19 protein-coding genes are annotated in these 22,282 nt (G+C 59.8%); 13 read left to right on the forward strand and 6 right to left on the reverse strand.

Annotation, left to right across the window (positions count from 1 at the left end; translation table 11 throughout):
- Nucleotides 1–71: 71 nt before the first annotated feature.
- The 3 genes from GTP90_RS14380 to GTP90_RS14390 all read right to left on the reverse strand — a co-directional run bounded on the left by GTP90_RS14380 (nt 72) and on the right by GTP90_RS14390 (nt 2,825).
- Entirely contained in the window at nt 72–485 is a 414-nt protein-coding gene (locus tag GTP90_RS14380) for a hypothetical protein (RefSeq protein WP_161084198.1), read from the reverse strand.
- Nucleotides 403–2,094 (reverse strand): methyl-accepting chemotaxis protein, encoded by a 1,692-nt coding sequence (locus GTP90_RS14385; protein ID WP_161084199.1) that lies wholly within the window; start codon nt 2,092–2,094, stop codon nt 403–405. The genes GTP90_RS14380 and GTP90_RS14385 overlap by 83 nt, the downstream gene beginning before the upstream one ends.
- Nucleotides 2,095–2,210: 116 nt before the next feature.
- Nucleotides 2,211–2,825 carry an OmpW/AlkL family protein gene (locus tag GTP90_RS14390; protein WP_161084200.1) on the reverse strand — a complete coding sequence of 205 codons (615 nt, stop codon included), beginning with the start codon at nt 2,823–2,825 and terminating at the stop codon, nt 2,211–2,213.
- 174 nt (nt 2,826–2,999) lie between these two features.
- Between GTP90_RS14390 and bufA2 the strand changes: the two genes are divergently transcribed.
- From bufA2 to GTP90_RS14405, 3 genes are read left to right on the forward strand one after another with little or no spacing between them, the layout of a single operon-like run.
- Entirely contained in the window at nt 3,000–3,266 is a 267-nt protein-coding gene (gene bufA2, locus GTP90_RS36955; protein ID WP_117015655.1) for a BufA2 family periplasmic bufferin-type metallophore, read from the forward strand.
- Between the two features lie 49 nt (nt 3,267–3,315).
- A complete protein-coding gene (gene bufB, locus GTP90_RS14400; RefSeq protein ID WP_161084201.1) occupies nt 3,316–4,146 on the forward strand; it encodes an MNIO family bufferin maturase in 831 nt (276 codons plus the stop codon).
- Nucleotides 4,143–4,901, forward strand: a complete 759-nt coding sequence (locus GTP90_RS14405) for an HvfC/BufC N-terminal domain-containing protein (protein ID WP_161084202.1) — start codon at nt 4,143–4,145, stop codon at nt 4,899–4,901. Before bufB ends, GTP90_RS14405 begins: the two co-directional genes overlap by 4 nt.
- Here GTP90_RS14405 and GTP90_RS14410 read toward each other — a convergent pair.
- Complete coding sequence (locus GTP90_RS14410) at nt 4,891–6,099, reverse strand: DUF2252 domain-containing protein (protein ID WP_161084203.1); 1,209 nt, start codon at nt 6,097–6,099, stop codon at nt 4,891–4,893. The genes GTP90_RS14405 and GTP90_RS14410 overlap by 11 nt on opposite strands.
- An 8-nt stretch (nt 6,100–6,107) precedes the next feature.
- On the reverse strand, nt 6,108–6,839 hold the full coding sequence (locus tag GTP90_RS14415; protein ID WP_161084204.1) for a substrate-binding periplasmic protein: 732 nt from the start codon (nt 6,837–6,839) through the stop codon (nt 6,108–6,110).
- A 288-nt stretch (nt 6,840–7,127) separates the two neighbouring features.
- Between GTP90_RS14415 and GTP90_RS14420 the strand changes: the two genes are divergently transcribed.
- The 10 genes from GTP90_RS14420 (at nt 7,128) to GTP90_RS14465 (ending at nt 21,241) form a co-directional block, all read left to right on the forward strand.
- Nucleotides 7,128–9,056 carry an SPFH domain-containing protein gene (locus GTP90_RS14420; RefSeq protein WP_161084205.1) on the forward strand — a complete coding sequence of 643 codons (1,929 nt, stop codon included), beginning with the start codon at nt 7,128–7,130 and terminating at the stop codon, nt 9,054–9,056.
- 139 nt (nt 9,057–9,195) lie between these two features.
- The gene (locus GTP90_RS14425) at nt 9,196–10,110 is read left to right on the forward strand and encodes a hypothetical protein (protein WP_161084206.1); all 915 of its coding nucleotides are present in this window, start codon (nt 9,196–9,198) and stop codon (nt 10,108–10,110) included.
- Nucleotides 10,111–10,214: 104 nt separating this feature from the next.
- Nucleotides 10,215–10,781, forward strand: a complete 567-nt coding sequence (gene aroQ / locus GTP90_RS14430; protein WP_254451865.1) for a gamma subclass chorismate mutase AroQ — start codon at nt 10,215–10,217, stop codon at nt 10,779–10,781.
- Between the two features lie 122 nt (nt 10,782–10,903).
- Nucleotides 10,904–12,742 (forward strand): type VI secretion system baseplate subunit TssF, encoded by a 1,839-nt coding sequence (tssF, locus tag GTP90_RS14435; RefSeq protein WP_161084207.1) that lies wholly within the window; start codon nt 10,904–10,906, stop codon nt 12,740–12,742.
- A complete protein-coding gene (gene tssG, locus GTP90_RS14440) occupies nt 12,706–13,662 on the forward strand; it encodes a type VI secretion system baseplate subunit TssG (protein WP_161084208.1) in 957 nt (318 codons plus the stop codon). The genes tssF and tssG overlap by 37 nt, the downstream gene beginning before the upstream one ends.
- Before the next feature lie 9 nt (nt 13,663–13,671).
- The gene (locus GTP90_RS14445; protein WP_371875053.1) at nt 13,672–16,461 is read left to right on the forward strand and encodes a type VI secretion system Vgr family protein; all 2,790 of its coding nucleotides are present in this window, start codon (nt 13,672–13,674) and stop codon (nt 16,459–16,461) included.
- Nucleotides 16,462–16,481: 20 nt separating this feature from the next.
- The gene (locus GTP90_RS14450; protein ID WP_161084209.1) at nt 16,482–17,843 is read left to right on the forward strand and encodes a hypothetical protein; all 1,362 of its coding nucleotides are present in this window, start codon (nt 16,482–16,484) and stop codon (nt 17,841–17,843) included.
- Nucleotides 17,844–19,049: 1,206 nt separating this feature from the next.
- Nucleotides 19,050–20,138, forward strand: a complete 1,089-nt coding sequence (locus tag GTP90_RS14455; protein ID WP_161084210.1) for a T6SS immunity protein Tli4 family protein — start codon at nt 19,050–19,052, stop codon at nt 20,136–20,138.
- 29 nt (nt 20,139–20,167) lie between these two features.
- Nucleotides 20,168–20,434 carry a PAAR domain-containing protein gene (locus GTP90_RS14460; RefSeq protein WP_161084211.1) on the forward strand — a complete coding sequence of 89 codons (267 nt, stop codon included), beginning with the start codon at nt 20,168–20,170 and terminating at the stop codon, nt 20,432–20,434.
- Between the two features lie 399 nt (nt 20,435–20,833).
- Entirely contained in the window at nt 20,834–21,241 is a 408-nt protein-coding gene (locus tag GTP90_RS14465; RefSeq protein ID WP_161084212.1) for a hypothetical protein, read from the forward strand.
- 45 nt (nt 21,242–21,286) lie between these two features.
- Here the strand turns inward: GTP90_RS14465 and GTP90_RS14470 are convergent, their stop codons facing one another.
- Nucleotides 21,287–22,192 carry an HNH endonuclease gene (locus GTP90_RS14470; RefSeq protein WP_161084213.1) on the reverse strand — a complete coding sequence of 302 codons (906 nt, stop codon included), beginning with the start codon at nt 22,190–22,192 and terminating at the stop codon, nt 21,287–21,289.
- Nucleotides 22,193–22,282 lie beyond the last annotated feature (90 nt).

The raw sequence follows: 22,282 nt of genomic DNA on the forward strand, positions 1-22,282 counted from the left end.
GGACACGGGCTCTTCCGTAGCAAGGTCGCTACGGAAGAGCCCGTGTCCGAATGTCAGACTTGACCCCAATTTTATTTGGCGGGTTCGAGGACGGCGGCTTCGAATACCAGCTTCTTGTCTTCCACGCGGAATACGCCGATCAGCTCGCCCTCGCTGCCTTTGACGTCGGGATACTGCGTGCACGTCTGCGTTTCGACCTGCCACTGCTCCTTGCCGGCGCGTAGTGTCCAGACGTTGTCGCCGTTGGACAGCAACTCGATCTCCACATCATCGGCCGGCATCTCGGTCAGCTCCAACCTGCGCAGGCAGTCCGGCAGCCGCTGCATGATCAGCTCGACGCTGCTGTCGCTGCTCCAGAAGTGCTTTTGCGCGCGGTGCAGCGTCAGTGCGTGATTGCCGGTGCTACCGTCCGCGTAGTACGAGGCCGAGTCGTCGACGCAAGCCGTCAGCAGCAGGGAGGTCAGTACGATCAGGATCTTGCGCATGGGCCGTGGTTCCGTTGGGGGTGAGTGCCAGTGATTGCCGATCATTATAGCGGCCTCCACCGGCCGACCCGGTTTTGAAGAAGCCAACCACCGCCGCCAGCGCCGCCGCCTGCTCCTGCATGCTTTGCGACGCCGCGGCGGCCTGCTCGACCAGCGCCGCATTTTGCTGCGTCACCTCGTCCATCTGCGCGATCGCCATGTTGATCTGCTCGATGCCCATGGTCTGCTCCTGGCTGGCCGAGGTGATCTCGCCCATGATGTCGGTCACGCGCTGGATGCTGGCGACGATGTCGCCCATGGTCTGCCCGGCCTCGCCGACCAGCCGCGAGCCGTCGTCGACGTTGGCCACCGAGGCCGAGATCAGCTCCTTGATTTCCTTGGCCGCCGCCGCGCTGCGCTGCGCCAGGTTGCGCACCTCGGACGCCACCACCGCGAAGCCGCGCCCCTGTTCGCCGGCCCGCGCCGCTTCCACCGCCGCGTTCAGGGCCAGGATGTTGGTCTGGAACGCGATGCCGTCGATCACGCCGATGATGTCGACGATCTTGCGCGACGAGCTGTTGATGTTGCCCATGGTGCTCACCACCTGCGAGACGATGGCGCCGCCCTTGGTCGCCACTTCCGACGCGGTGCACGCCAGCGTGTTGGCCTGGCGTGCGTTGTCGGCATTCTGCTTGACGGTGCTGGTCAGCTCCTCCATCGACGAGGCGGTCTGCTCCAGCGAGCTGGCCTGCTCCTCGGTGCGGGTCGACAGGTGCAGGTTGCCGGCCGCGATTTCGTTCGACGCGGTGGCGATGGTGTCGGTGCCTTGCCGCACCTGGTTGACCACGTTGAGCAGTGTGTCGTTCATCGTCCGCAGCGCGCCCAGCAGGTGGCCCGTCTCGTCGCTGGTGCGGACCTCGATGTGCGACGACAAGTCGCCCGAGGCCACCGTCTCGGCCACGCCGACCGCCGCCGTCAGCGGCACCGTGATCGAGCGGCTGATGAACCAGCCCACCGCGCAGCCGATCGTCATCGCCAGCACGCCCAGCGCCACCAGCACTTTCTGCGCGGTGCCCAGCGCCGCGTTGACCTCTTCGCCGGCCTGGCCGGTCTGCGCGGTTTCGTAGGCGACGATATCGTCCAGCACTTTCTGCACGTCGTTCAGCGTGGGGCCGGCCACCTGCGTCAGGTAGGTCATGGCTTCCTGGAGCTCGCCGTTCTTGCGCAGCTCGATCACCTTGTTGTTCTTGGCCGCGCCGGTCTTGAGCAGGCCGTCCAGCGTGGACAGCATGGCCTTTTCCTTGTCGTCGCGGACATGGTCGGTGAGGATTTTTTTCGCGTCGCCGTAGCGCTTGCGCGACGCGGCGATCTTGTCCAGCTCGGCGTTGACCTCCTCCATGCTGGAGACCACGAGGGTGGTGGTCAGCGACAGGGTGATGCCGCGCACGTTGTCCAGCATGCGGTTGGCCGCATCCACCTTGACGTTCTTGTCGCCGATGATGTCCTGCGTGCGGTGGCCGATGCCGGCCATGGAGCTCAGGCCCAGCACGACGATGGCCACCAGCAGCGCCAGCACGATGCCGAAGCCCAGGGTGAGGCGGGTGCCGATTTTGACGTGGTCGAATGACATAACGATTCTCCTCTCGTTGAGACGAAAAAAACGGGCATTCAAGAAAACTGGTTTCTCAAAGTGCCCGTTCCTGGCAGCCCTGCCGCGGCGCCTACGCCATCCGCGGCGCTGTGTGCTTAGAAGCGATAGCCGACGCCGACGCCTACCATCAGCGGATCAACCTTCACGCGGCTGACCTTGGCACCGCTGATGAACACGTCGCTGCGGATCTGCGCTTTCTTCACGTCGAAGTTGAGCGACCATTTCTTGTCGATCGCGTAGTCGACGCCCGCTTGCAGCGCCAGGCCGAAGCTGTCATGTTCCAGGCCGCCCTTGCCGCCCAGCAGATCCACCTTGGACATGGTGGTGTAGTTCACACCGGCGCCCAGGTAAGGCTTGAACGGGGTGCTGTTCACGAAGTGATATTGCAGCAGCAGCGTCGGTGGCAGGTGCTTGAAGGTACCGATCTTGGCGCCGTCCAGCGACACGTCATGCTTTTGCGGATAGGTCAGGATCAGTTCAGCCGCCAGGTTAGGCGAGAAGAAGTACGAAACGTCGAATTCGGGGATGGTCTTGTTGCTGACGGTCAGGCGGTCGGATGCGCCCACGCCGCCGACTGGATCGGATTTGTCCGCGGTATCCAGATGCACGGCGCGCACACGCACCAGCCATGGGGTTTCTTCTGCCATCACGCTGCTGGCTGCAACCAGGCTCAGGGTGGCCAATACTGCTGCTGCTAAGGACTTGCTCATTTCAACCCTCTTTGTCGTTGTGAAGTAACGTAAGCAAGTCTATTGATGCAGCGCAGTAAAAACTTTGATGCAAGTCAAAAAAGAAAATATTTTCCAAATGAGTGTAAGTAATCGCCACAGCGGCGCGACAGAGTCATGCAACACCTACCCCACTTACCTTTCTTGGAGAACCACATGAACCACATCACCCGCATCGCCGCCATGGCCGCCACCGTTGCCACCATGGCCATGTCCGCATCGGCCATCGCCGCCACCTCGACCGTCAGCGCCGACGACACCGTGCACTGCGCCGGCATCAACAGCTGCAAGGGCACCAGCGATTGCGCCACCGCCGAAAACGCCTGCAAGGGCCAGAACTCCTGCAAGGGCCACGGCTTCCTGGCCACCAAGGCCGGCGCCTGCTTCGCCAAAAAAGGCAAGATTGTCGATCTGGACAAGTAATCATTGCTGCGGCGCCGGCCCGGCCGGCGCCATCGATACCATCGCCACCATGAGACCTACATTGCCGTCGCCAGGTTACGGACTTGGCCTGCGCCCCGCGCACTACACCGACATCATCGCCACGCCGCCCGCCGCGACCGGCATCGACTGGTTCGAGATCCTGTCCGAGAACTACATGGTCCCCGGCGGCAAGCCGCTGGCCATGCTGGACCGCATCCGCCGCGACTATCCGATGGTGATGCATGGCGTGTCGATGTCGATCGGCACGCCGCAAGGGCCGTCCGACGACTACCTGCGCGAGCTGAAAAAACTGGTGCGGCGTGTCGAGCCGCTGTGGGTCTCGGACCACCTGTGCTGGACCGGCACGCACGGCGCCAACATGCACGACCTGTTCCCGCTGCCCTACACCGAGGAGGCCGTGGCCATCGTGGTGCGCAACGTGCGCCGCGTGCAGGACTACCTGGAACGCCCGCTGTTGCTGGAGAACGTGTCGAGCTACCTGTCCTTCGAAGCGGACACCCTGCAGGAATGGGACTTCGTGGCCGCCGTGGCCGAGGAGTCCGACAGCCTGATCCTGCTGGACGTGAACAACGTCTACGTCAGCAGCGTCAACCACGGCTTCAATCCGATCACTTATCTGGACGCGCTGCCGGCGCGGCGCGTGCAGCAGATCCACCTGGCCGGCCACAGCGTGCAGGAAGGCTGCATCATCGACACCCACGACCAGGCGGTGGCCGATCCGGTGTGGGCCTTGTACGCGCAAGCCTTGCGCCGTTTCGGCAAGGTCGCGACGATGATCGAGCGCGACGACCACATCCCGCCGTTGTCCGAACTGTCGGCCGAACTGCAACGCGCGCGCGCCCTCGCGGAGGCGCTATGAACACGCTCGATCAAGTGCAGAGCGCCTTCCAGCGCTACATCCTGGCCGACGACGCGCCGGGCGCGATCCACGCCGCCGTGCGCGAGCAATACGGCCTGAGCGCCACCGCGCGGCTGGCTATCTACCACCGCGCCTACCGCAGCCGCCTGCGGCAGGCCTTGTGCGAGGCCTACGACAAGACCTGGACCTACATCGGCGACGACATGTTCGCCGGGCTGGCCAACGGCTACATCGCCGCGCAGCCGTCGCGGCACGCCAACCTGCGCTGGTTCGGCGGCGGTCTTGCCGCGCACGCGGCGGTGGCGCTTTCGGACTACCCCTTCATCGCCGAACTGGCGGAACTGGAATGGTCGCTCAGCCTGGCCTTCGACGCGCAGGGCGACGCGCCGCTGGCCGCCGCCGACCTGTCGGACATACCGCCCGAAGCATGGAGCGAGCTGCGATTCGCCCTGCATCCGTCGGTGCATCTGCTGGATATGCAATGGAACGCGGTCGCCCTGTGGCAGGCGCTGGCCGCCGGTACCGAGCCGCCGGAGCCGGAGCAATCGAACGGCGCCACGCACTGGCTGGTGTGGCGCCAGGGCGAGCAGCCGCACTTCCGCTCACTGCCGGTGGTGGAGGCCGACGCCTTGTACCGCATCGCCGAAGGCGCGACCTTCGGCGAAGTGTGCGCGGCAGCCGGCGAGGAAGCGATGCTGGCGCTGGCTGGCTATCTGCAGCACTGGCTGGCGCAGGGGCTGCTGCTCAAGCGTTAGCGAGCCACTCCTTGCACGCCCGCCACTGGGCCTGCGTCTGCTCGGCCATCGCGGCGGCGGCGTTGAGCATCGGCTGGCGCCAGCCGTCGTCGCGGCCGTGGGCGATCAACTCGTCCGCACCGGCCGCGCCGCGCCGGCCCGCCGCGCGCAACTGGTCCCACGCCAGGTTGCAGCCCATGGTGGCGATCACCTCCTCCAACCGGCTCAGCTTCTTGCCCCACGCGTCGAGCGCCACGCGGTCCTCCGACGGCTGCAGCCCGCGCAGCACGCACGAGCGGCCGTCCAGCGCGATCGCGTGCAGGAAGGCGTGATCGACCGCCTGCATGTGGTGCTGCGCCGTCACCACGCGGCTGGCATGGTCCGACCACGCCGGCTGCGCGATCTTCCACGCGGCCAGGCGCGGCGCCAGCGCCGACGGTTTGCATTCCTTGATGTCGAGCAGGTAATTCCCGTCCGGCGAACCCTTGCCCTCGACCAGCACCACAAAGCGCATCAAACCCAGGCTGCCGGTGCCGGCGATGCGGCGCGCCGCGTCCAGCATGGTGTAGAACCCCGGCTGCTCCTGCTGCGCGGCGAAGCCTGGCAGGAAGGCGTCCAGCAGTTCGCGCTGGCCGGGCAGCAGCGGCAGCGCCTTCACACCATCGAGGTTCAGGCTGCGGCGCGGACCCTTGCGCGTGGTGCGCTTGTCGAGGAAATCGGCGCGCTTGCGGTCCTGCAGATCGCACAGCAGGTCGCGGATCAGGCCCACGCTGGTCTCGCGCTCGACCCAGCGCGGCTTGCCGTTGGCCAGCGCGGCGCGGTACGCGTCCAGGCAATGGGCACTCAACTCGGCCGCCTCGTTGGCCGACACGCGCAGCGCCTCGGCGCCGCACTGGATGCTGGTCAGCAGGCGCACCAGGTCCCAGCTGGCCGGCGCCAGCGCGGCTTCGTCGAAATCGTTTATATCGAAATACACCTGGCGGTTGTCGCCCTTGTAGCTGCCGAAGTTCTCCACGTGCAGGTCGCCGCAGCTCCAGGCCAGCGGCGCCTTGCGGAACAGCGGCTGGTCGGGCAGCAGCTCGTCGTAGAACAGGTGGTCGGCGCCGCGCAGGAACAGGAAGGCGCTTTGCGCCATCTTGCGGTACTTCATGCGCAGCAGTTGCGGATCGCGGTCCTGGTTGTGGGTTTGCAGGGCGGCGATCAGTGCGTTGGTATCCATGGAGCCTCCTAGCGGTAGCGCGCCAGGATCTGGTCGATCACGCCTTCCCTGAGCATGGCGTCGATGACACGGCTGGCGTCGGTGAACGGAACTTGCGATTTGCGCGAGAACGCGCACTGCGCCTTGTAGCTGGAGAACACCAGCTCCGGCCGCAGCTTCAGCGTGGGATGGACCCGCTGCAGATAGACCAGCGTGCTTTCGCCGGCCACCGTGTACGGCGTTTTACCGGCGATCATCTGCTGGACGTTGAGGTCCATGCTGGCCGAGTCGACGCGCGCGAAGCGCTTGCCCAGCACCTGCTCGATGCGCGGATAACGGTAGCCGGCCACGGTGCCCACCGGCTTGTCCTTCAGGTCCTTGAGCGAGCGCAGGCGGGGCGCCTCGGCGCGCGCCACCACCAGTTCGGTATCGGGCAGCAGCGGCGCGCTCCAGTCGTAATCGCCGTCGATCCAGAACGGCAGCACGTAGCACATGGCGTCCGCGCGGCCGCTGGTGAGGGCGGGCGTCACGCCGTGCACGTCGACGTTGATGTACACAGGGCGCAGGCCCAGGCGCTGCGCCAGCGCGTCCCCAACATCCTTGACGATGCCACCGTCCAGCGCGCCATTGCTGAAGCGGACGATGGGCATGGTCTGGTCCAGCGGCGCCAGCATCACCAGTTCGCCGGACCCGGCGTGCGCGGGCAGCGGCGATAAGGCCGCCATCAGGATGGAAAGCAGGGACAAAAAGGTTTTCGGCATCGCGTATTCCAGGGCCCCGGGAGACGGATCATTATAGACGCCACCGGGTTTAGAGTGCATCCTCTAATCCCGGCGGCCCACCTTTACCTTTTACGCCATTGTGCAAGAATGATCAGCACGAACTCATTGAACGGTAATAACAAGACCATCGTGTTCACCCCACTCGTTAGTGCCCTCGCGGCAAGCGCAGTAACCCTCCCCAACACCAGCCTTCCATTTGCCTGTCCGCGACGATAGCTTCGCCAGGCTGCTGCATCCCACAACTTTATCCACAACCGAAAGGTTCGTATGTTTACCCTGCTTGGCAGTGAAGTAACCGTTGTCGTCTGCATTCTCGTCATCGCCGCCCTGGTCAAGTTTTCCGGGGCCATCAAGTACATCCCCAACGACCGCGTCGGGGTCATCGAAAAACTCTGGAGCTCGTCCGGCTCCGTGCAAAACGGCCTGCTCGCGCTGAACGGCGAGGCCGGCCTGCAGCCCGAACTGCGCCGGGGCGGCTTCCACTTCTTCGCGCCGTTCCAGTACCGCGTGCACATCCATCCGATGGTATCGGTCACGCAAGGCACCATCGCCTACGTCTTCGCCCGCGACGGCCTCGACCTGCCGGCCGGCCAGACGCTGGCCGACAACTCGCGCATCGTCGACTTCCGCAACGTCCGCGACTTCCTGCGCGACGGCGGCCAGAAAGGCCCGCAGCGCATGGTGCTGCGCGAAGGTACCCACATCATCAACCCCGCGCTGTTCGTCGTGATGACGGAGGAGACCACCTATTCGATGTCGCTCGACGCGCTGGAAAAAGCCTACTACCAGCAGATGCGCGGCGTGCTTGACGAGCGCGGCGGCTTCAAGCCGGTGGTGATCAAGGAAGTGACCGGTTCGCATGACTCCGACCAGCTGGCCGTAGTGACCGTGCAGGACGGCCCCGGCCTGCTGAAGGACGAGCTGCTGGCGCCCGATGTCGGCGACAGCCACAACGCCTTCCAGGAGCCGGAGAAGTTCCTTGCCGCCGGTGGCCGCCGTGGCCGCCAGGAGCGTGTGCTGGTCGAAGGCACCTACTTCATCAACCGCCTGTTCGCGACGGTGGAGTTCATCAAGAAGACCATCATCCCGGTCGGCTTCGTCGGCGTGGTGGTGTCGTACACGGGCCGCGTGGGCACCGATTTGTCCGGCACCGAATACTCGCACGGCGAGCTGGTGGAAACCGGCTGCCGTGGCGTCTGGCGCGACGCGCTGATGCCGGGCAAATACGCCTTCAACACCTACGCCGGCAAGATCGAGCTGGTGCCGACCACCAACTTCGTGCTGATGTGGAAGTCCGGCGAGAGCGGCTCCAACTTCGACAAGAACCTGCGCGAGATCACCCTGATCACCAAGGACGCGTTCGAGCCGCAGCTGCCGCTGTCGGTGGTGGTGCACATCGACTACCGCAAGGCGCCGATGGTGGTGCAGCGCTTCGGCAACGTGGCGCAGCTGGTCGAGCAGACGCTGGACCCGATGGTGTCCTCGTACTTTAAAAACGTCTCGCAGACCAAGACCTTCATCGACCTGATCCAGTCGCGCAGCGAGCTGCAGAACAATGCCTCGACCGACATGAAGCAGCGCTTCCAGGCCTACTCGCTGGAATTCCAGGAGGTGCTGATCGGCACGCCGAAACCCCAGCCCGGCGACAACAAGATCGAGGACATCATGGCCCAGCTGCGCGACCGCCAGATCGCCCGCGAGCAGGTCGAAACCTTCGCGCAGAAGCAGATCGCGGCCGACAAGCAGCGCGAGCTGAACGAAGCCGAACAGCGCGCCGCCAAGCAGAAGGAGCTGACCGGCTCGCTGGTGGACATCTCGATCAAGGAGAACCAGGGTTCGGCCAGCGTCAAGGCCGCCGAGAAGCGCCGCCAGGAGATCGAGGCGCTGGCCCAGGCCGACAAGTTCCGCCAGGAGATGGAAGGCGCCGGCCGCGCCTCGGCGATCCGCTCGGTGGGCGAGGCGGAGGCGGCCGCCATCCAGGCCAAGTCCGAGGCGATGCAAGGCGAGGGCGCGGACAAGCAGCTGATGCAGACCGTGATGCTGCGCCTGGCCGAAGCGTTTGAAACGGCCAAGGTGCCGCTGGTGCCCCAGGTGCAGATGGGCGGCGGCGACAGCAACGCCTTCGGCACGCTGATGGGCCTGATGAGCGCGATGAAGGCCGGCGAACTGACGCAGGCCATCGACAACAAGGGCTGATCGCCCGGCGCGCGCACCGTGGCGGTGCGCGCGATTTCCTGTCGGCAAACGGGCGCTACCCGCGCGGCATCGGACGTAGACTGGAATGGTGACCGAACTCTAGCGTCCGGTCCCTAGCGTCTTAACCCAGGAGCCCACCATGACACACACATTGGCAGCAGTATTTGAAACCCGTGCCGAGGCAAACCGAGCCAAGGACGAGCTGATTCACAGCGGCTATGCCGCCGAGAGCATCACCGTGAGCGATTCCGGCAGCGTAGCCGGCACGCCGCGCATCAACGACGACGAATCCATCCTGCACAGCATCAAGCAGATGTTCAGCCAGTTGCTGGGGCGCGAGCACGCGGACCGCCACATCTACGCCGAAGCGCTCAACCGTGGCCACGTGGTGCTGACCGTCCAGACCAACAGCATGGACGCGGCCGACCGCGCGGCCGACATCGTCGACGACTTCAATCCGATCGACATCGACGAACACGAAACCATGTGGCGCGCCAGCGGCTGGACCGGCGGCGAACTGCTGCGCAGCGGCGGCACCGCCCAGACCGCGCTGGGCGCGCAGCAAAGCGCCCCCGAGCAGCACGGTATCCGTCCGCGCGAGGAGGCGGTGGACTTCGCCCGCTCCGCGCAAGGCTCGCTGACGCAGGGCTCGATGCAGCGCGGCGAGACGGTCGCGCCGACCATGACCGGCGTGAACGCGCCGATCTCGGAACAAAGCACGGTGCAGCGCAGCGGCATGCGCATCTATCCGAGCGCGTCCGTGCCCAACCAGGAAAGCCTGGACATCCTGCGCGGCGACGACAGCGGAGACGACGCCGAATATTTCCGTTCGCACTGGGAAAAGACGCTTTCGTACACCGGCAACACCTACCAGGAATTCGATCCCGCCTATCGCTACGGCGAATCGATGGCCGGCAATCCCGGCTACAAGGACCAGCCGTGGGAAAGCGCCGAACCGACCTTGCGCAGCGAATGGGAAACCCGGCACCCGCAGTCGAACTGGGAAAAATTCAAGGAAGCCGTGCGCGCAGGCTGGGAGCGGGTAACGAAGTAGGCCGCGCGCCGGCGCGCTGAAGGCGGTACACTGGTTTCCCGCTGAAACCAGGAGTAAAGATTTTGCACAAAAACACCCGCCTTGGATATTGGACCGGAAGCGCCTTGCTTGTTCTGCTGCTCGCGGGCGGGACCGGCTGCGCGCAAGACAAGCCCGGCGAGCGCCTCGACCACGCTGCCGCGCGCGGCGAGAACCTGGCGCAACTGGAGCCGTTAAGGCTAGCCATCGATCAACGTTTGTTGCTGGCACAAGGCGTCGCGCGCGCTAAGTGGAATGCGCGCGCGCAGGTTGAGGATTTGCCGCGCGAAGCGCAAGTCATCCGCGCCGCTGTCGAGCAGGGCGCCGCGTTGGGCTTGCCGGCCAGCTGGATCGAAGCCGTGTTCCGCGCCCAGATCGAAGCCTCCAAAACCGTGCAAAGGGAACTGTTCGCCCAGTGGCGCGCACAACAGGTGGACCACTTCGCCGACGCCCCCGACCTGGCCAAGACCGTACGCCCCGAACTTGACCGCCTCACCGCGCAGATCTTGCGCTCCATGCTGACCAACCAGTCCGTGCTGCGCGACCCCGCGCGCAAATCCGACGTGGCACGCGCCCTCGGTGCGCTTGAAGCAAGAACCCTCAGCCCCGCAGCGGTCGAACAGGCACTGGCGCCGTTTCAATCTCCACAATAGTGTTGCGCCTCGCGGCATTGCGTAGTGCAAGCTGCAAGGCGATTGTTGAAGATCAAAAGCGCGATAAGCGGGCATGACATCATCGGCAACCTGTGCGGTAAAAAACTGCGAGGGATGCCACGATGGAAAAGCTGTTGCCATACTTCGAACGCGAATTAAGCATGCTGCGCCGCTCCGGCGCCGAGTTTGCAAGTCGCTATCCCAAGTTGGCAGGCAGCTTGCAAATGAGTGGAGAGACCTGCGCCGACCCGCACATCGAACGCCTGATCCAGGCCTCCGCCTTCCTCAACGCCCGCACCGCCAAGCTGCTCGACGATGGCTACGCCAACTTCACCGAAGCGCTGCTGGGCATGCTGTACCCGCACTACCTGCGGCCGATCCCCTCCTGCTCCGTCGCCCAGGTCGACTACGGCGGCGCGGCCGGCAACGTCGTCACCAGCGTCACCGTCCTGCCGCGCGGCACGGCGCTCAAGTCCCTGGGGCGCGGCGCCATCAGCTGCCGCTTTCGCAGCGTCTACGATGTGACGGTAGCGCCGGTGGCCATCAGCGCCGCCTGGTTCGAGCCCTACATCCAGACGCCCTCGACCCTGCCGCTGCCGCCCGAGGCCGGCTCCGCGATCTGCATCACCATCGACAGCACGGCCACCGCGCGCGGCCTGGCGTCGCTGGAGCTGTCCACCTTGCGCGTCTTCATCGACTGTGACGCATCGCTGCGGGCCGCCTTGCGGGACATGCTCTTCATGCGCGCGGCCTGCGCCTGCGTGGAAGCGAACGGCCAGTGGCGCCTGCTGGACAGCATGCCGATCGCGCCGGCAGGCTTCGCCGCCGAGGATGCATTGCTGCCGGCCGCCGCCTCCGAGCACAGCGCCTACCGGCTGCTGAGCGAGTACTTCGCCTTCCCTGAAAAATTCGACTTCTTCGACATCGACCTCTCCGCCTTGCTCGCCGCCAGCCCGGCCGATTGCTCGCGGCTGACACTGCGCATCGCCCTGGGCGACGTCCGACCCGACGCACCGGCCGCCCGCATCCTGCGCACGCTGTCGGCGGAACACCTGCTCCTCGGCTGCACACCCGTGATCAACCTGTACCAGCAGCCGGCCACGCCGATCCGCGTCGACCACCGCCGCAGCAGCTACCCGCTGATGCCGGATGAAATGCCAGGCAGCGCCTGCGAGATCTACAGCATCGACACGGTGCAGCTGCTGCGCAAAGCCCCTCAGGGCAACTCGCTCACCGAATTCTTCCCCTACTACTCGCTGCGCCACGGCGAGCAGGACAGCCGCAAAGGCCACTACTGGCTCGCCCATCGCGACGAGGAACTGGCCGATGCCGAAGCCGGCCACGAATACACGCTCGCGCTGCTGGACCGCGACTTCTCGCCGCTGACGCTGGACGAAGGCACGGCCTCGGTGCGCCTCACCTGCACCAACCGCAACCTGCCGCACGGCCTGCCCTACGGCCGCGCGGCCGGCGACCTCAGCGCCGAAGCGGCCACCGGCGGCTTCCCGATCCGCCTGCTGCGGCGGCCGACGCTGTCCTACCGCCAGCCGGGCGGCGGCAACCGATGGGGACTGATCGCGCAACTGGCCCTGAACCACCGCTCGCTGACGCAGGAGGGCTTGCCCGCGCTAACCGCGATGCTGCGCCTGTACGCCCAGCAGGACAGCGCCGTCTCGCAGCGGCAGATCGATGGCGTGATGGCGCTGTCGCAGCAGCCGGCCACCGCGTGGGTGCGGCAGGCGCGCGGCAAGGCCTACCTGCGCGGCGTGGAAGTGCGGGTGTCGCTAGACGAGGAAGCCTATGCCGGCACAGGCGTGCACGCCTTCGCGCAAGTGCTCGACCACCTATTCGGCCTGCACGTGCACTTGAACAGCTTCACGCAACTGGTCGTGCTGTCCCACGGAAGCGGAAAGGAGTTGCTGCGATGCCTGCCTCGCAACGGCGCACTGACGCTGGCCTGATCGATGTGCTGCTGGCCGAGCCGCACGGCTTCGAGTTCTTCCAGGCCGTGCGCCTGATCGAGCAGGCGCGGCCGCCGCGCCGGCTGCGCTATCGCAACCGGCTGTCGCTGGCCTTCCCGCCGAACCAGATCGAGAACATCAGCAACGACGGCCACGACCTGGTCCGCCTGACGCCCGCTTTCATGGGCCTGCTGGGCAGCCACGGCGCACTGCCGCTGCACTACTCCGAGCGCATCAACCGCCACGAAAGGACCAGCAACGACGGCGGGCCGCGCGCCTTCTTGGACATGCTGTCGCACCGGTCGCTGTGCATGTTCTACCAGGCATGGGCCAAGCACCGGCCGGAATGCATGACCGCGGCGGACGGCGGCGACGGTTTCCTCGCGATGCTGCTTGCACTGTCCGGTACGCATGTCGACGGAACCGTCGACCGCGAGACGCTGGCGCGCTACGCCATGCAGCTCCGCAGCCGCAGCGCATCGGCGCCGCTGATGGCGGGCATCTACTCGGAATACTTCAACGTGCGCGTCGTGGTGGAGCAGCTGGTGGGGCAGTGGCAAGCGCTGCCGGCTGCGGACCAGGCGCGGCTGGGCGTGGCGCATGTCGACCTGGGCGCGGGCGTGATGCTGGGCCAGCGCACCTACGGCTGCGACGCGCGGGTGCGCCTGCGCATCGGCCCGCTGGACCGGGCGCTGTACGAGGACTTCCTGCCCGGCCACAGCGCCGCGCTGCGGCTGGAAGCGATGCTGGGCCTGCACTGCGGCGTCGGCATGACATATGAAGTGCATCTGATCCAGCGGGCGGAAGACATCTCCGCGCTGAGCCTGGATGGCGGATGCAGGCTGGGCGTCAATGCCCGCCTGGTGGACGAGCCGGTGGACCGGGACCGGGAAGAGTTGATGTACCTGCTGCATATCTGAGGAGCGATTGTGGAAAGCGATAACGACTTTTTCAGCTTCATGGGCCTGGCCAAGGAACTCGTGACCAGCAACCGGCCTTTACGCCTGCGGCTGGACCTGCCGGGAGGCATCAACGACGACATGCTGCTGCCGCAGCGGGTGTACGGCTCCGAAACGCTGTGCGGCGGCATCGAATACCGCGTGCTGTGCGTATCGTCCAACGCGCAACTGCCGCTCAAGGAAATGATCGCCGTGCCCGCCGCGCTGGACTTCGTCACCGACCGTGGCGATTTGCGCAGCGTGTGCGGCATCGTCACCGAAGCCTGCTCGGGCGACAGCGACGGCGGCCTGGCGAGCTACCAGCTGGTGCTGCGCGACGCGCTCGCGCTGCTGGAAAAGCGTAACAACACCCGCGTGTTCCGCAACATGGACGAAGTGGAAATCGTGCAGCGCATCCTGAACGAATGGCGGCAGAACAGCCCCATCCTGGGCGTCTGCTTCAAGCACGAGCTGGATGAATTCTTCACCATCCGCGAATATCCGCAACGCGAATTCACGATGCAGCACAACGAATCGGACGCCGCCTTCATCCGGCGCTTGCTCAAGCGGCGCGGCATCGGCTGGTATGTGCGCGCCGTGGGCGGCGACTATCCGGTGCACACGCTGGTGCTGTTCAACAACGCCGACAGCCTGCGCCGCAACGCCGCCGGCACCATCCGCTACCACCGCGACGCCGCGACCGAGGAACGGGACACGATCACCTCCTGGAGCGCGGTGCGCAGCCTGCAAGCCGGCAAGGTGACGCGGCACAGCTGGGACTATCGCAACCCGCTGGGGCGAGACTTCATGATGGCGGATGTGGGCAGCGGCGTGGACCAAGGCGTCCACGGCAACGAACTGGCCGCCAGCCTGGACGACTATCAAATCCTGGCGCCCCATGCGGGCGACGACAACGAAGACCTGTGCCGCCTCGGCAAGCTGCGCATGAGCCGGCACGATTTCGAGTCGAAATGCTTTCACGGCGAAGGCAGCGTGCGCGACCTGTGCGCGGGCGAGTACTTCACACTGGCCGAGCATCCGGAAGTGGACAGGCATCCGGTAGAGGAGCGGGATTTTGTCGTCACGGCCTTGCAGGTGAACGCGCAGAACAACCTGCCCAAGGCGCTGGCGGCGCGCGTGGAAAAGCTGTTCGCCCGCAGCCGGTGGATGCAGGGAGGGCAGGAACTACAGATGCAAAGGGATGTGGCGGACAAGGTGGCATCGGGACCGCTGCGCATGCACATCCAGTTCACAGCCGTGCGGCGCGGAGTGGTCATCGTACCGGCCTACGATCCACGCAACGACCTGCCGCAGGCGCTGATGCAAAGCGCGATCGTAGTCGGCCCGGAAGGGGAGGAGGTGCATTGCGACCAAATGGGCCGAGTCAAAATCCGCTTCCCCGGCACGCGCGCGGCGGACCACGAGGAAGCCGCCGGCATTGGCGCATCAGATACCGACAGGGACTCGGCCTGGGTGCGCGTGGCGTCGAACTGGGCCGGCAACGGACCAGGCAGCCTGCAGCAATGCGGCACCATCGCCTTGCCGCGCGTGGGGACGGAGGTGCTGGTCAACTTCCTCGGCGGCGATCCGGACAAGCCGGTGATCGTCGGGCAGCTCTACAACCAGCAAGCGCAGCCGCCAGCGCTGAGCAACGTTGGCGAGCTGCCCGGCAATCGCTACCTATCCGGAATCAAGAGCCGTGAGGTGCGAGGAGGACGCGCGAATCAGCTTATGTTCGACGACACAAATGGCGAGATCAGCGCGCACTTGGCTAGTGATCATGGTCGAAGCGAACTCAATCTTGGATTTCTCACGCTGCCGAAACAAGGTGGCAGCGGTAGTCGAAGAGGAACGGGCGCGGAGTTGCGCAGCGATGATGCGATAGCTGTTCGCGGTGCCAAGGGCCTGTTGCTGACGGCTTGGCAGCGCTTGGGCGGCGCAGACAAGCAGTTGGCTAGAGATGAGTTTTTGAGCCTGCTAGATCAGTGCGGAGAATTTGCCCATGCGCTTGGAAACTATGCGGAAGATCATCAAGGGTTACCTACCGATATCACCGCCCAGGATGACTTGGGTAGTGCGATCGACGGATGGGAGGGCGATAAAGAAAATTCCGATGCCAGCTCCGCCCAGGATGCCGCGATCGGTGTAACTGCACCAGTTGGTATCAGCTTTGCGACACCCCGAACGGTAGTCAGTTACGCGGGATTGAATTTGGACTCATTCGCGAAGCAGCACTTGCAAATGGGAGCTGGGCAGAACGTGGTAATCAATTCGGGGAAGGGAATGTCATTATTTTCGCAATACGGCGGCCTTCGTGCCATCGCTCACCATGGCCAATTGCTTTTACAGAGTCAGCACGATGGGACAGTCATTAACTCAGCCAAGGACATTAGCTTCACCGCAAGCGACGGAAAGTTAATCGGTATGGCCAAGGAAATAGTGTTGATCGCAGAGGACGGTTCGTTTATCAAAATCGGCGGTGGCATTGACATAGGAACTCAAGGCACGATTACGCACCACGGTGCAAGTTTCCCATTTGTCGGTGGGGCCACGATGAGCACCGCTTTCCCCAAATTTTCAGAGTCCACCTCCAAAGCTGTTCGGGAGCTGCGCATTGAGCTTGTGGACGTTGATGGCCAGAGCCCAGATGGCGAGCCGCTAAAACTCATCTTCCATACGGACAAACAAGAGGTCGTCAGCAATCTCCAAGCTGGCGCGGCGACGATTAAAGACGTGCCCACCGGTAGTTTCATGCTAATTCAGCCTTCCCGTCGGTCGTAATTTTAAAAGCAGGAGTGATCATGCCTACCCAAAGCGCGCAAACTAAAAAACGTAACAACAAAAAAAGAAGTAAGAAAGTGACAATTCCAATTGATTTGCCTGGCCAACCAATTCAATGTTGGATGGACGATGCGGAGGCGGTAACAGTTATTCTAAGGAAACATCGCGATGTCGTATTTGATATTCAAATGGAATTGGGAAAGAAATATACAATAATTTCTGATGCTTCCGAAATGTATGATACCCGAACAAAAAAATTAATACACCCGCTCGAAAAAGTTTACTTCAATGATGGGGAGGTATTGCATTTATGGGTCGGTCGAAATTTCAAAGGAAAAATCACGCTTTATCATGATTCAGTAAAGCTTGGGGAGTACGTTGTTAGTAATATCGATGTAAGTATCGATAGTATGGATCCCGCATTCAAACCAGCTCCGATAAGCGTAATAATTAGAAATAATTCAATCACGGACAATCGTAAGGCGTTCGATATTGTTCAACCAGACGGTAGTTATAGTACACCACCGATTTTGAGCAATTACGAAGCCGAAAAGTTTCTTCAAATAGTAGAAATAGACACTTTAAAAGATGATGTGCCGAAAGAAATTGCTGATTTCTTTAAACACGGTGGAGAACAGGAGGTGGTGGTTTCTGGCGGCGTCGTAACCCATAACTGGATAATGAACCAAGTGGTATCGCAATCGGCGTACGCTAGCGACAACAAGGCTTGGATAAGGGAGTTGTGGGATGAGAAAGTCGTTTTGAAGGCGATTAACCACAAAAGTGCAGGCAGAAAAATATACGTAATTTTGACGGGCTCGACAAGGATTCGACGACAAATTACCGCCGCGCTTTATAGTGCAAATAACACCAAGGTTTTGGCATTCTCTTTCGGCGCGGGTTCGGCCGATGGACTTCGTCATGGAGCGTGGTCAACCGTAAAAGGAAATTCAAAAGGGGCCGGCCTGCTTTCGATATTGTTTACTGTAACGTTGGATATTGCCGAATGGAGCGCTGACTACGAACAGCGGGACCCGATTACAGGAAAGCCAAAACAAGATATAACGGACCTATTTATAAAAATAGGCTTGGACGTCAGCAAAAATTTAATGAATTCAGCAATTACTTCGGTGCTAATGTGGGCGATGCTTTCGATAGTTGGCGGAGCTCCGATTATCATTATAATTGTGGGAACCGTTGTGACCTCTATTTTTGTAGGGCTATTTGTCGATTACGTGGATAAACGTAATAAAATTTCAGAGAAGGCTGGCGCGATAATAAAGAAAAATGTGCAAATGCTCGATAGGAAATTGCCGCTCGATTATAAGGGATATAGCCCCGCTGTGGAGCAAGCAATGAAATATGGAGGGTTCACAGAATGATCATTTACCGCGCTCTCGTGGACAATCCGTGGAAAAGGGTGGTTCCAGCGTTTTTCATGTTTAATTCTTTTACATTGCTTTCATTTTTTATAGTTTTTGATATTTTGGGGTACGAAAAGGACGCCATTATTTTTGTCTTTTTCATTATTCTATTTTTGTCTGTCGTTCTACTTCTGATTGGATATATTTCCACTGGCCCATATCGCTTAAAATTTTTTGTATTGATAGTAGGAGGTTTTGGCGCCGTTCCAATTTTTTTATTTAATATGGCGCCCTTCATTCTATGTCTTATATTTCCTCATGGGAGTCTATTTTTGAGGATTTGTATTTTTCTTCTATTTTCCTTTGTTTCTGCCACGTGGGTTTTTTTTGAAATTAGATGGATCCGAAATATTTTTGAAGAAACCAGATACTTTGAAGAGCAGATAAAAGTTTGTGGAAATATTTCTTATGTGGATCCGGATAAGATAAAGGACATTTATGACTTTAAGGAAAAAAAAGGTAATAGAAGGGTTTATGCTATGGCAATAGGAATAATATTTCCGCTCGCCTCAATTGGCTACCCATTGCAAAAATTAATAACTAGCATCAGTGGTGAATTCGGAACACTTTTTTTTATTAGCATACTCTCTGTCCCGCTGTCGATATATTTCATAGGGAGATTGTCTTCGGGATATTATTTGTGGATATACTTGATCGGCAAATTTGAGAAGGAGAAAGATACGAAGGTTATCCGCAGATAGTAGTAGTTTAGATGTCGAGTCGCCATGTTTCAATTGCTGTGGCAATTTCGGTTGCTGTATTAAAAGACCTGCATTAAAAGTGGCTTTCGCGCCGCTTCTTTTCTGCAGATTTCCTAAAAAATTCCAGCTACAAAACGTTCGGTGAGGAATTAACGGCGGTACAAAATGTGTTGAGAGAATAAATGACGAGCATATCTTTAAGTAAAGACAGGCTTGTTGTCCGCCAATTTGGCCAGAAAATGTAGAAAGAGCAGTTTGATTGCCCAAGGTGATCCTTTCAGCAACCTTCCCTATCCAACCTTCTGAAAGCGAACGCCACCATCATGGAAAGGCGGTCGCATATGATGGAGATAAGGCGGCCTGTGGTGCCTTGCTGATTTCTTCAATGTAGCCATTGGATGTTCAATATTGGATGACCGTCGAATCCCCATAGTGGGAGCTTGCCGGTAACTTTGGAGCGAGCATGCTTAAAATCCATGCATTTCGGTACCGCTATGTGATTTTAGCCACGACAGTAGCGGCATTCTCATTGGACCTCAGTGCTGACCCCGATCAGAATGCTCGTAAGACTGACGTGCTGCCGATATCTGCTCGCGTCAAACGGCTCTTCACAGAGACAAAGACGATTTGCGTGGGCAGGTTTTTGATAGATGTACCGCAGAAATCCGAAGTGGTCTACGGCCCGACGTCTCTTCCTTGGCCGATCATCGCCTATCCAGGTAAAGGCAATAGTATTGATAAGATCGTAGCAGAGCGGCTGAGCGAATTGGCTGAGGAGAAGGATTGGGCGATCGGCCCCTTGGCCGATGAGGATTCTTCTGTAGGTAAGATAGTGAACGGAGCAGTGCCAAATCAAAAGATAATCTTTGGCGTTAGTAAAGAAAGTGGTGGCATCTATAGAATTGACTCGTATATAAAAGTGGATAGTGATTTATTCATTCAAAAAGCGAACCCGATTTCTTCAAGAAAGGATGAGACGGTGCGAGAACTAAACGCTATTGCAGCATCGCTTCGTTCAAGAGACGAACTTGAAGTTCCTACACAACCCGGCGTCTGTATTGAGGCTGGATTTGTCAGTGATCCCAACATCGCTGGTTACGAGGCGTTAAATATAGGAGTCAGACTGGCCGAATTTCCTGACGTACATCTCGCGGTATCTGTGACAAAGAAAGATGTTCTTGTCGAGTCCGACGCGTTGGAACCTCGGTTGAGGCAGGCTGAGGAGATAGCGAGTCGTTCGGGAAACGCTGCCTGGTACTCACACATTAAAACACTTCGCCGGGGAGGACGCGTAATTGGCAAGTGGCACGGCTTTGAAATACTAGCGTGGAAGCCAGCGCAGGCAGAGGAAGGGGAGTCGCACGAGTTCGTATTTGTGAGTCAGGGCGAGCCTAAAAATTCATTGTTACCTGTTCTTGAAGTTGAGTTTCATACAGGAATCAAAGAGAACCGTTTAGGCGGGACGAAGCCAAGCGTAAGTGACGACGAAGCAGTCGCAATATGGGACAAGCTCACCGCATCCATTCGCGTTCGCCCTACAGATGGCCAGTGACGGGTTCATCTAAGGTTGAGGAGAGCGATATGCCGAACGTCATACGCGTCGGCGATCCAACATCGCATGGCGGAAGTGTCCTTAGCAGCAGTGTCAGCCATTTTACTGTTGAGGGAAAGGCTGTCGTCGTCGTTGGCGACAAATGCAGCTGTCCCATCAACGGTCATCAGAATTGCACAGTCGCGAGTGGCAGTTCAACGCACACGGTGAACGGTAAGGCGGTTGCCTATGAAGGCGACAAGACCTCGTGTGGTGCGACGCTTACATCCACTATCTCTACATTCTCGACGAGCTGAGAGCGCATTGACTTGTTTAATGTTATAAATAGTTTATATCGTTAAGTTGTACAATGGCCAGTCCCAAGGTGGGCCTCAACCAGATGACCGCTGGAGAAGACAAGTTGCCGATATCTGCTCATGCTACTCAGCCCTTCGCCAAAACAAAGACTGTTTACATCGGTCGTTTTTTTGATCGATGTACCCGCTAACGCACAGGTAGTCTACGGACCTGCATTTTTCTGTTAAGTGAAGGATATTTCTAGCTAAGCGGAGGTCTTACTAGCTTTGCCCTTCAAGGTAAGTAGTAGCTGATGTGGGCAGGTTGACGCGGTAGTATCGCGCACCTAAGCGAAGGCTGCCTACGATAGTGCGGCTCCGCACATATCCTTCTTTCTCGGCCCATATCAGGAGCGACCGATGACCAAGACCTCTGTGTCAAAGATATTTTTAAACCAGGACGACGCGATCGCCGTCGCTCTCTATGTCATGACTTCGAAAGGAACGATCCAATACGAGTGCATGCCAGGAGGGCAAGCACGTATCACGGTTGATCAAGAAGGTGCTGCGTTGTTGAAGAAAAAATCAGCACCGTCATACGTCTACGTGCAAGAGGGCGGCTCAACGTCAGAGTTGTTTTTGCATGAATACGAGACCGAGTTGTTGGCTCTCGCCGGTCGAGTTGATTGCACATCGGCTGGTGCATACAGGACTGGCGCGGTTGTTGAAATCGCTCCGTGTTTACAAGCATTGGGAAAGGTTTTTTATGCTACAGCGGAAGCTCTCGTTGGCACGGTTCCAGGTCTGACGTTCTACGCAGAGGATTGATTAGTGGGTCGTATTTACCAGCAGACGTACGTCGACACTTTTTCGCTATGAGAATTCGAATCTTGCGCGGTGTTTCGCAAGATAGGCAAGATTTCCTGATGTAAGGGTTTCGATTCCGCGAAATCTGTCGAGCGCAAAAATGTACCGGGCTTCGTCGTCCAGATTACCGCTCATTTGAAGTCTGCCGTCAGCTTCGAAGGTGATGAGCCCTCTATCAAAAAGCCTGTCAATATGCGGGGCAAGTAGTAAGCCGTTGTCAGGATCCAATCGCGCTTGATTGTCGCATAGAGCCCAAGCGTCTATATGCGACGCGACCATTAAGTTAATATTCGATAGCCCCGTCAACGCACACCTACCGTTCCAGCGCTGGATGAGATCCGCTCTAAATTTGCCTTGTCCAATTCGGGCTTGTACCAATGCCTCGCGAGTTGTCTGGGAAATTCGTTGCTGAGATGCTTCACCGGATTCGATCGCGGCTTGTTCAAATAATCCTGCTTGATGAACCGTCTCTAGCAAAAATAGGCCCGCATCTGCCGGCAGACGAGCCATGTAAATTTGGTTCAACGTGGCTTTGTTGTTGAAGACAGACGGCTCAGTACGCTTATCGAAACGTTCGATAAATTCTGAGGAAATTTCGTTCCGATGAATTCTTCTGTCAATTTCGATGATGTCTACGTCAACTCGATTTCCAATTGAATCCCATTCGTTGAAGGATGCGTTCAGCGGGCGGGTGCCGCGGTAGGAATCGGTGCGCGCAATAGCTAGGAAACTGATTCGTTGATCATAGCAGCAGAAGATGAGATCTCCCTTGACGACATGGCCGACGTTGTCCCAGTGAAGTCTTGTAACTACTCGACCATGGTCACCTATGGGGCTAAGCGGTGCCCACAAAAAGCGTTGATCTACTACCGCCTTGTGAGTTGTACCTAGGTTAACCCAATAGAATTCCATGAAGACCCTTGTTGTGAGTTTTTAAATATTCCTCTCACGAATCATACTATTAATTTCTACGAAATATTGTCGAAAGGTAGTTATCTTTTT

The sequence above is a fragment of the Duganella vulcania genome (assembly GCF_009857655.1).
Taxonomy (GTDB): domain Bacteria; phylum Pseudomonadota; class Gammaproteobacteria; order Burkholderiales; family Burkholderiaceae_D; genus Rugamonas; species Rugamonas vulcania.

Excerpts from the sequence above, each read along its gene's own strand:
- GTP90_RS14380 (WP_161084198.1), bottom strand. The coding sequence starts at position 485 with ATGCGCAAGATCCTGATCGTACTGACCTCCCTGCTGCTGACGGCTTGC.
- GTP90_RS14385 (WP_161084199.1), bottom strand. The coding sequence starts at position 2,094 with ATGTCATTCGACCACGTCAAAATCGGCACCCGCCTCACCCTGGGCTTC.
- GTP90_RS14390 (WP_161084200.1), bottom strand. The coding sequence starts at position 2,825 with ATGAGCAAGTCCTTAGCAGCAGCAGTATTGGCCACCCTGAGCCTGGTT.
- bufA2 (WP_117015655.1), top strand. The coding sequence starts at position 3,000 with ATGAACCACATCACCCGCATCGCCGCCATGGCCGCCACCGTTGCCACC.
- bufB (WP_161084201.1), top strand. The coding sequence starts at position 3,316 with ATGAGACCTACATTGCCGTCGCCAGGTTACGGACTTGGCCTGCGCCCC.
- GTP90_RS14405 (WP_161084202.1), top strand. The coding sequence starts at position 4,143 with ATGAACACGCTCGATCAAGTGCAGAGCGCCTTCCAGCGCTACATCCTG.
- GTP90_RS14410 (WP_161084203.1), bottom strand. The coding sequence starts at position 6,099 with ATGGATACCAACGCACTGATCGCCGCCCTGCAAACCCACAACCAGGAC.
- GTP90_RS14415 (WP_161084204.1), bottom strand. The coding sequence starts at position 6,839 with ATGCCGAAAACCTTTTTGTCCCTGCTTTCCATCCTGATGGCGGCCTTA.
- GTP90_RS14420 (WP_161084205.1), top strand. The coding sequence starts at position 7,128 with ATGTTTACCCTGCTTGGCAGTGAAGTAACCGTTGTCGTCTGCATTCTC.
- GTP90_RS14425 (WP_161084206.1), top strand. The coding sequence starts at position 9,196 with ATGACACACACATTGGCAGCAGTATTTGAAACCCGTGCCGAGGCAAAC.
- tssF (WP_161084207.1), top strand. The coding sequence starts at position 10,904 with ATGGAAAAGCTGTTGCCATACTTCGAACGCGAATTAAGCATGCTGCGC.
- tssG (WP_161084208.1), top strand. The coding sequence starts at position 12,706 with ATGCCTGCCTCGCAACGGCGCACTGACGCTGGCCTGATCGATGTGCTG.
- GTP90_RS14450 (WP_161084209.1), top strand. The coding sequence starts at position 16,482 with ATGCCTACCCAAAGCGCGCAAACTAAAAAACGTAACAACAAAAAAAGA.
- GTP90_RS14455 (WP_161084210.1), top strand. The coding sequence starts at position 19,050 with ATGCTTAAAATCCATGCATTTCGGTACCGCTATGTGATTTTAGCCACG.
- GTP90_RS14460 (WP_161084211.1), top strand. The coding sequence starts at position 20,168 with ATGCCGAACGTCATACGCGTCGGCGATCCAACATCGCATGGCGGAAGT.
- GTP90_RS14465 (WP_161084212.1), top strand. The coding sequence starts at position 20,834 with ATGACCAAGACCTCTGTGTCAAAGATATTTTTAAACCAGGACGACGCG.
- GTP90_RS14470 (WP_161084213.1), bottom strand. The coding sequence starts at position 22,192 with ATGGAATTCTATTGGGTTAACCTAGGTACAACTCACAAGGCGGTAGTA.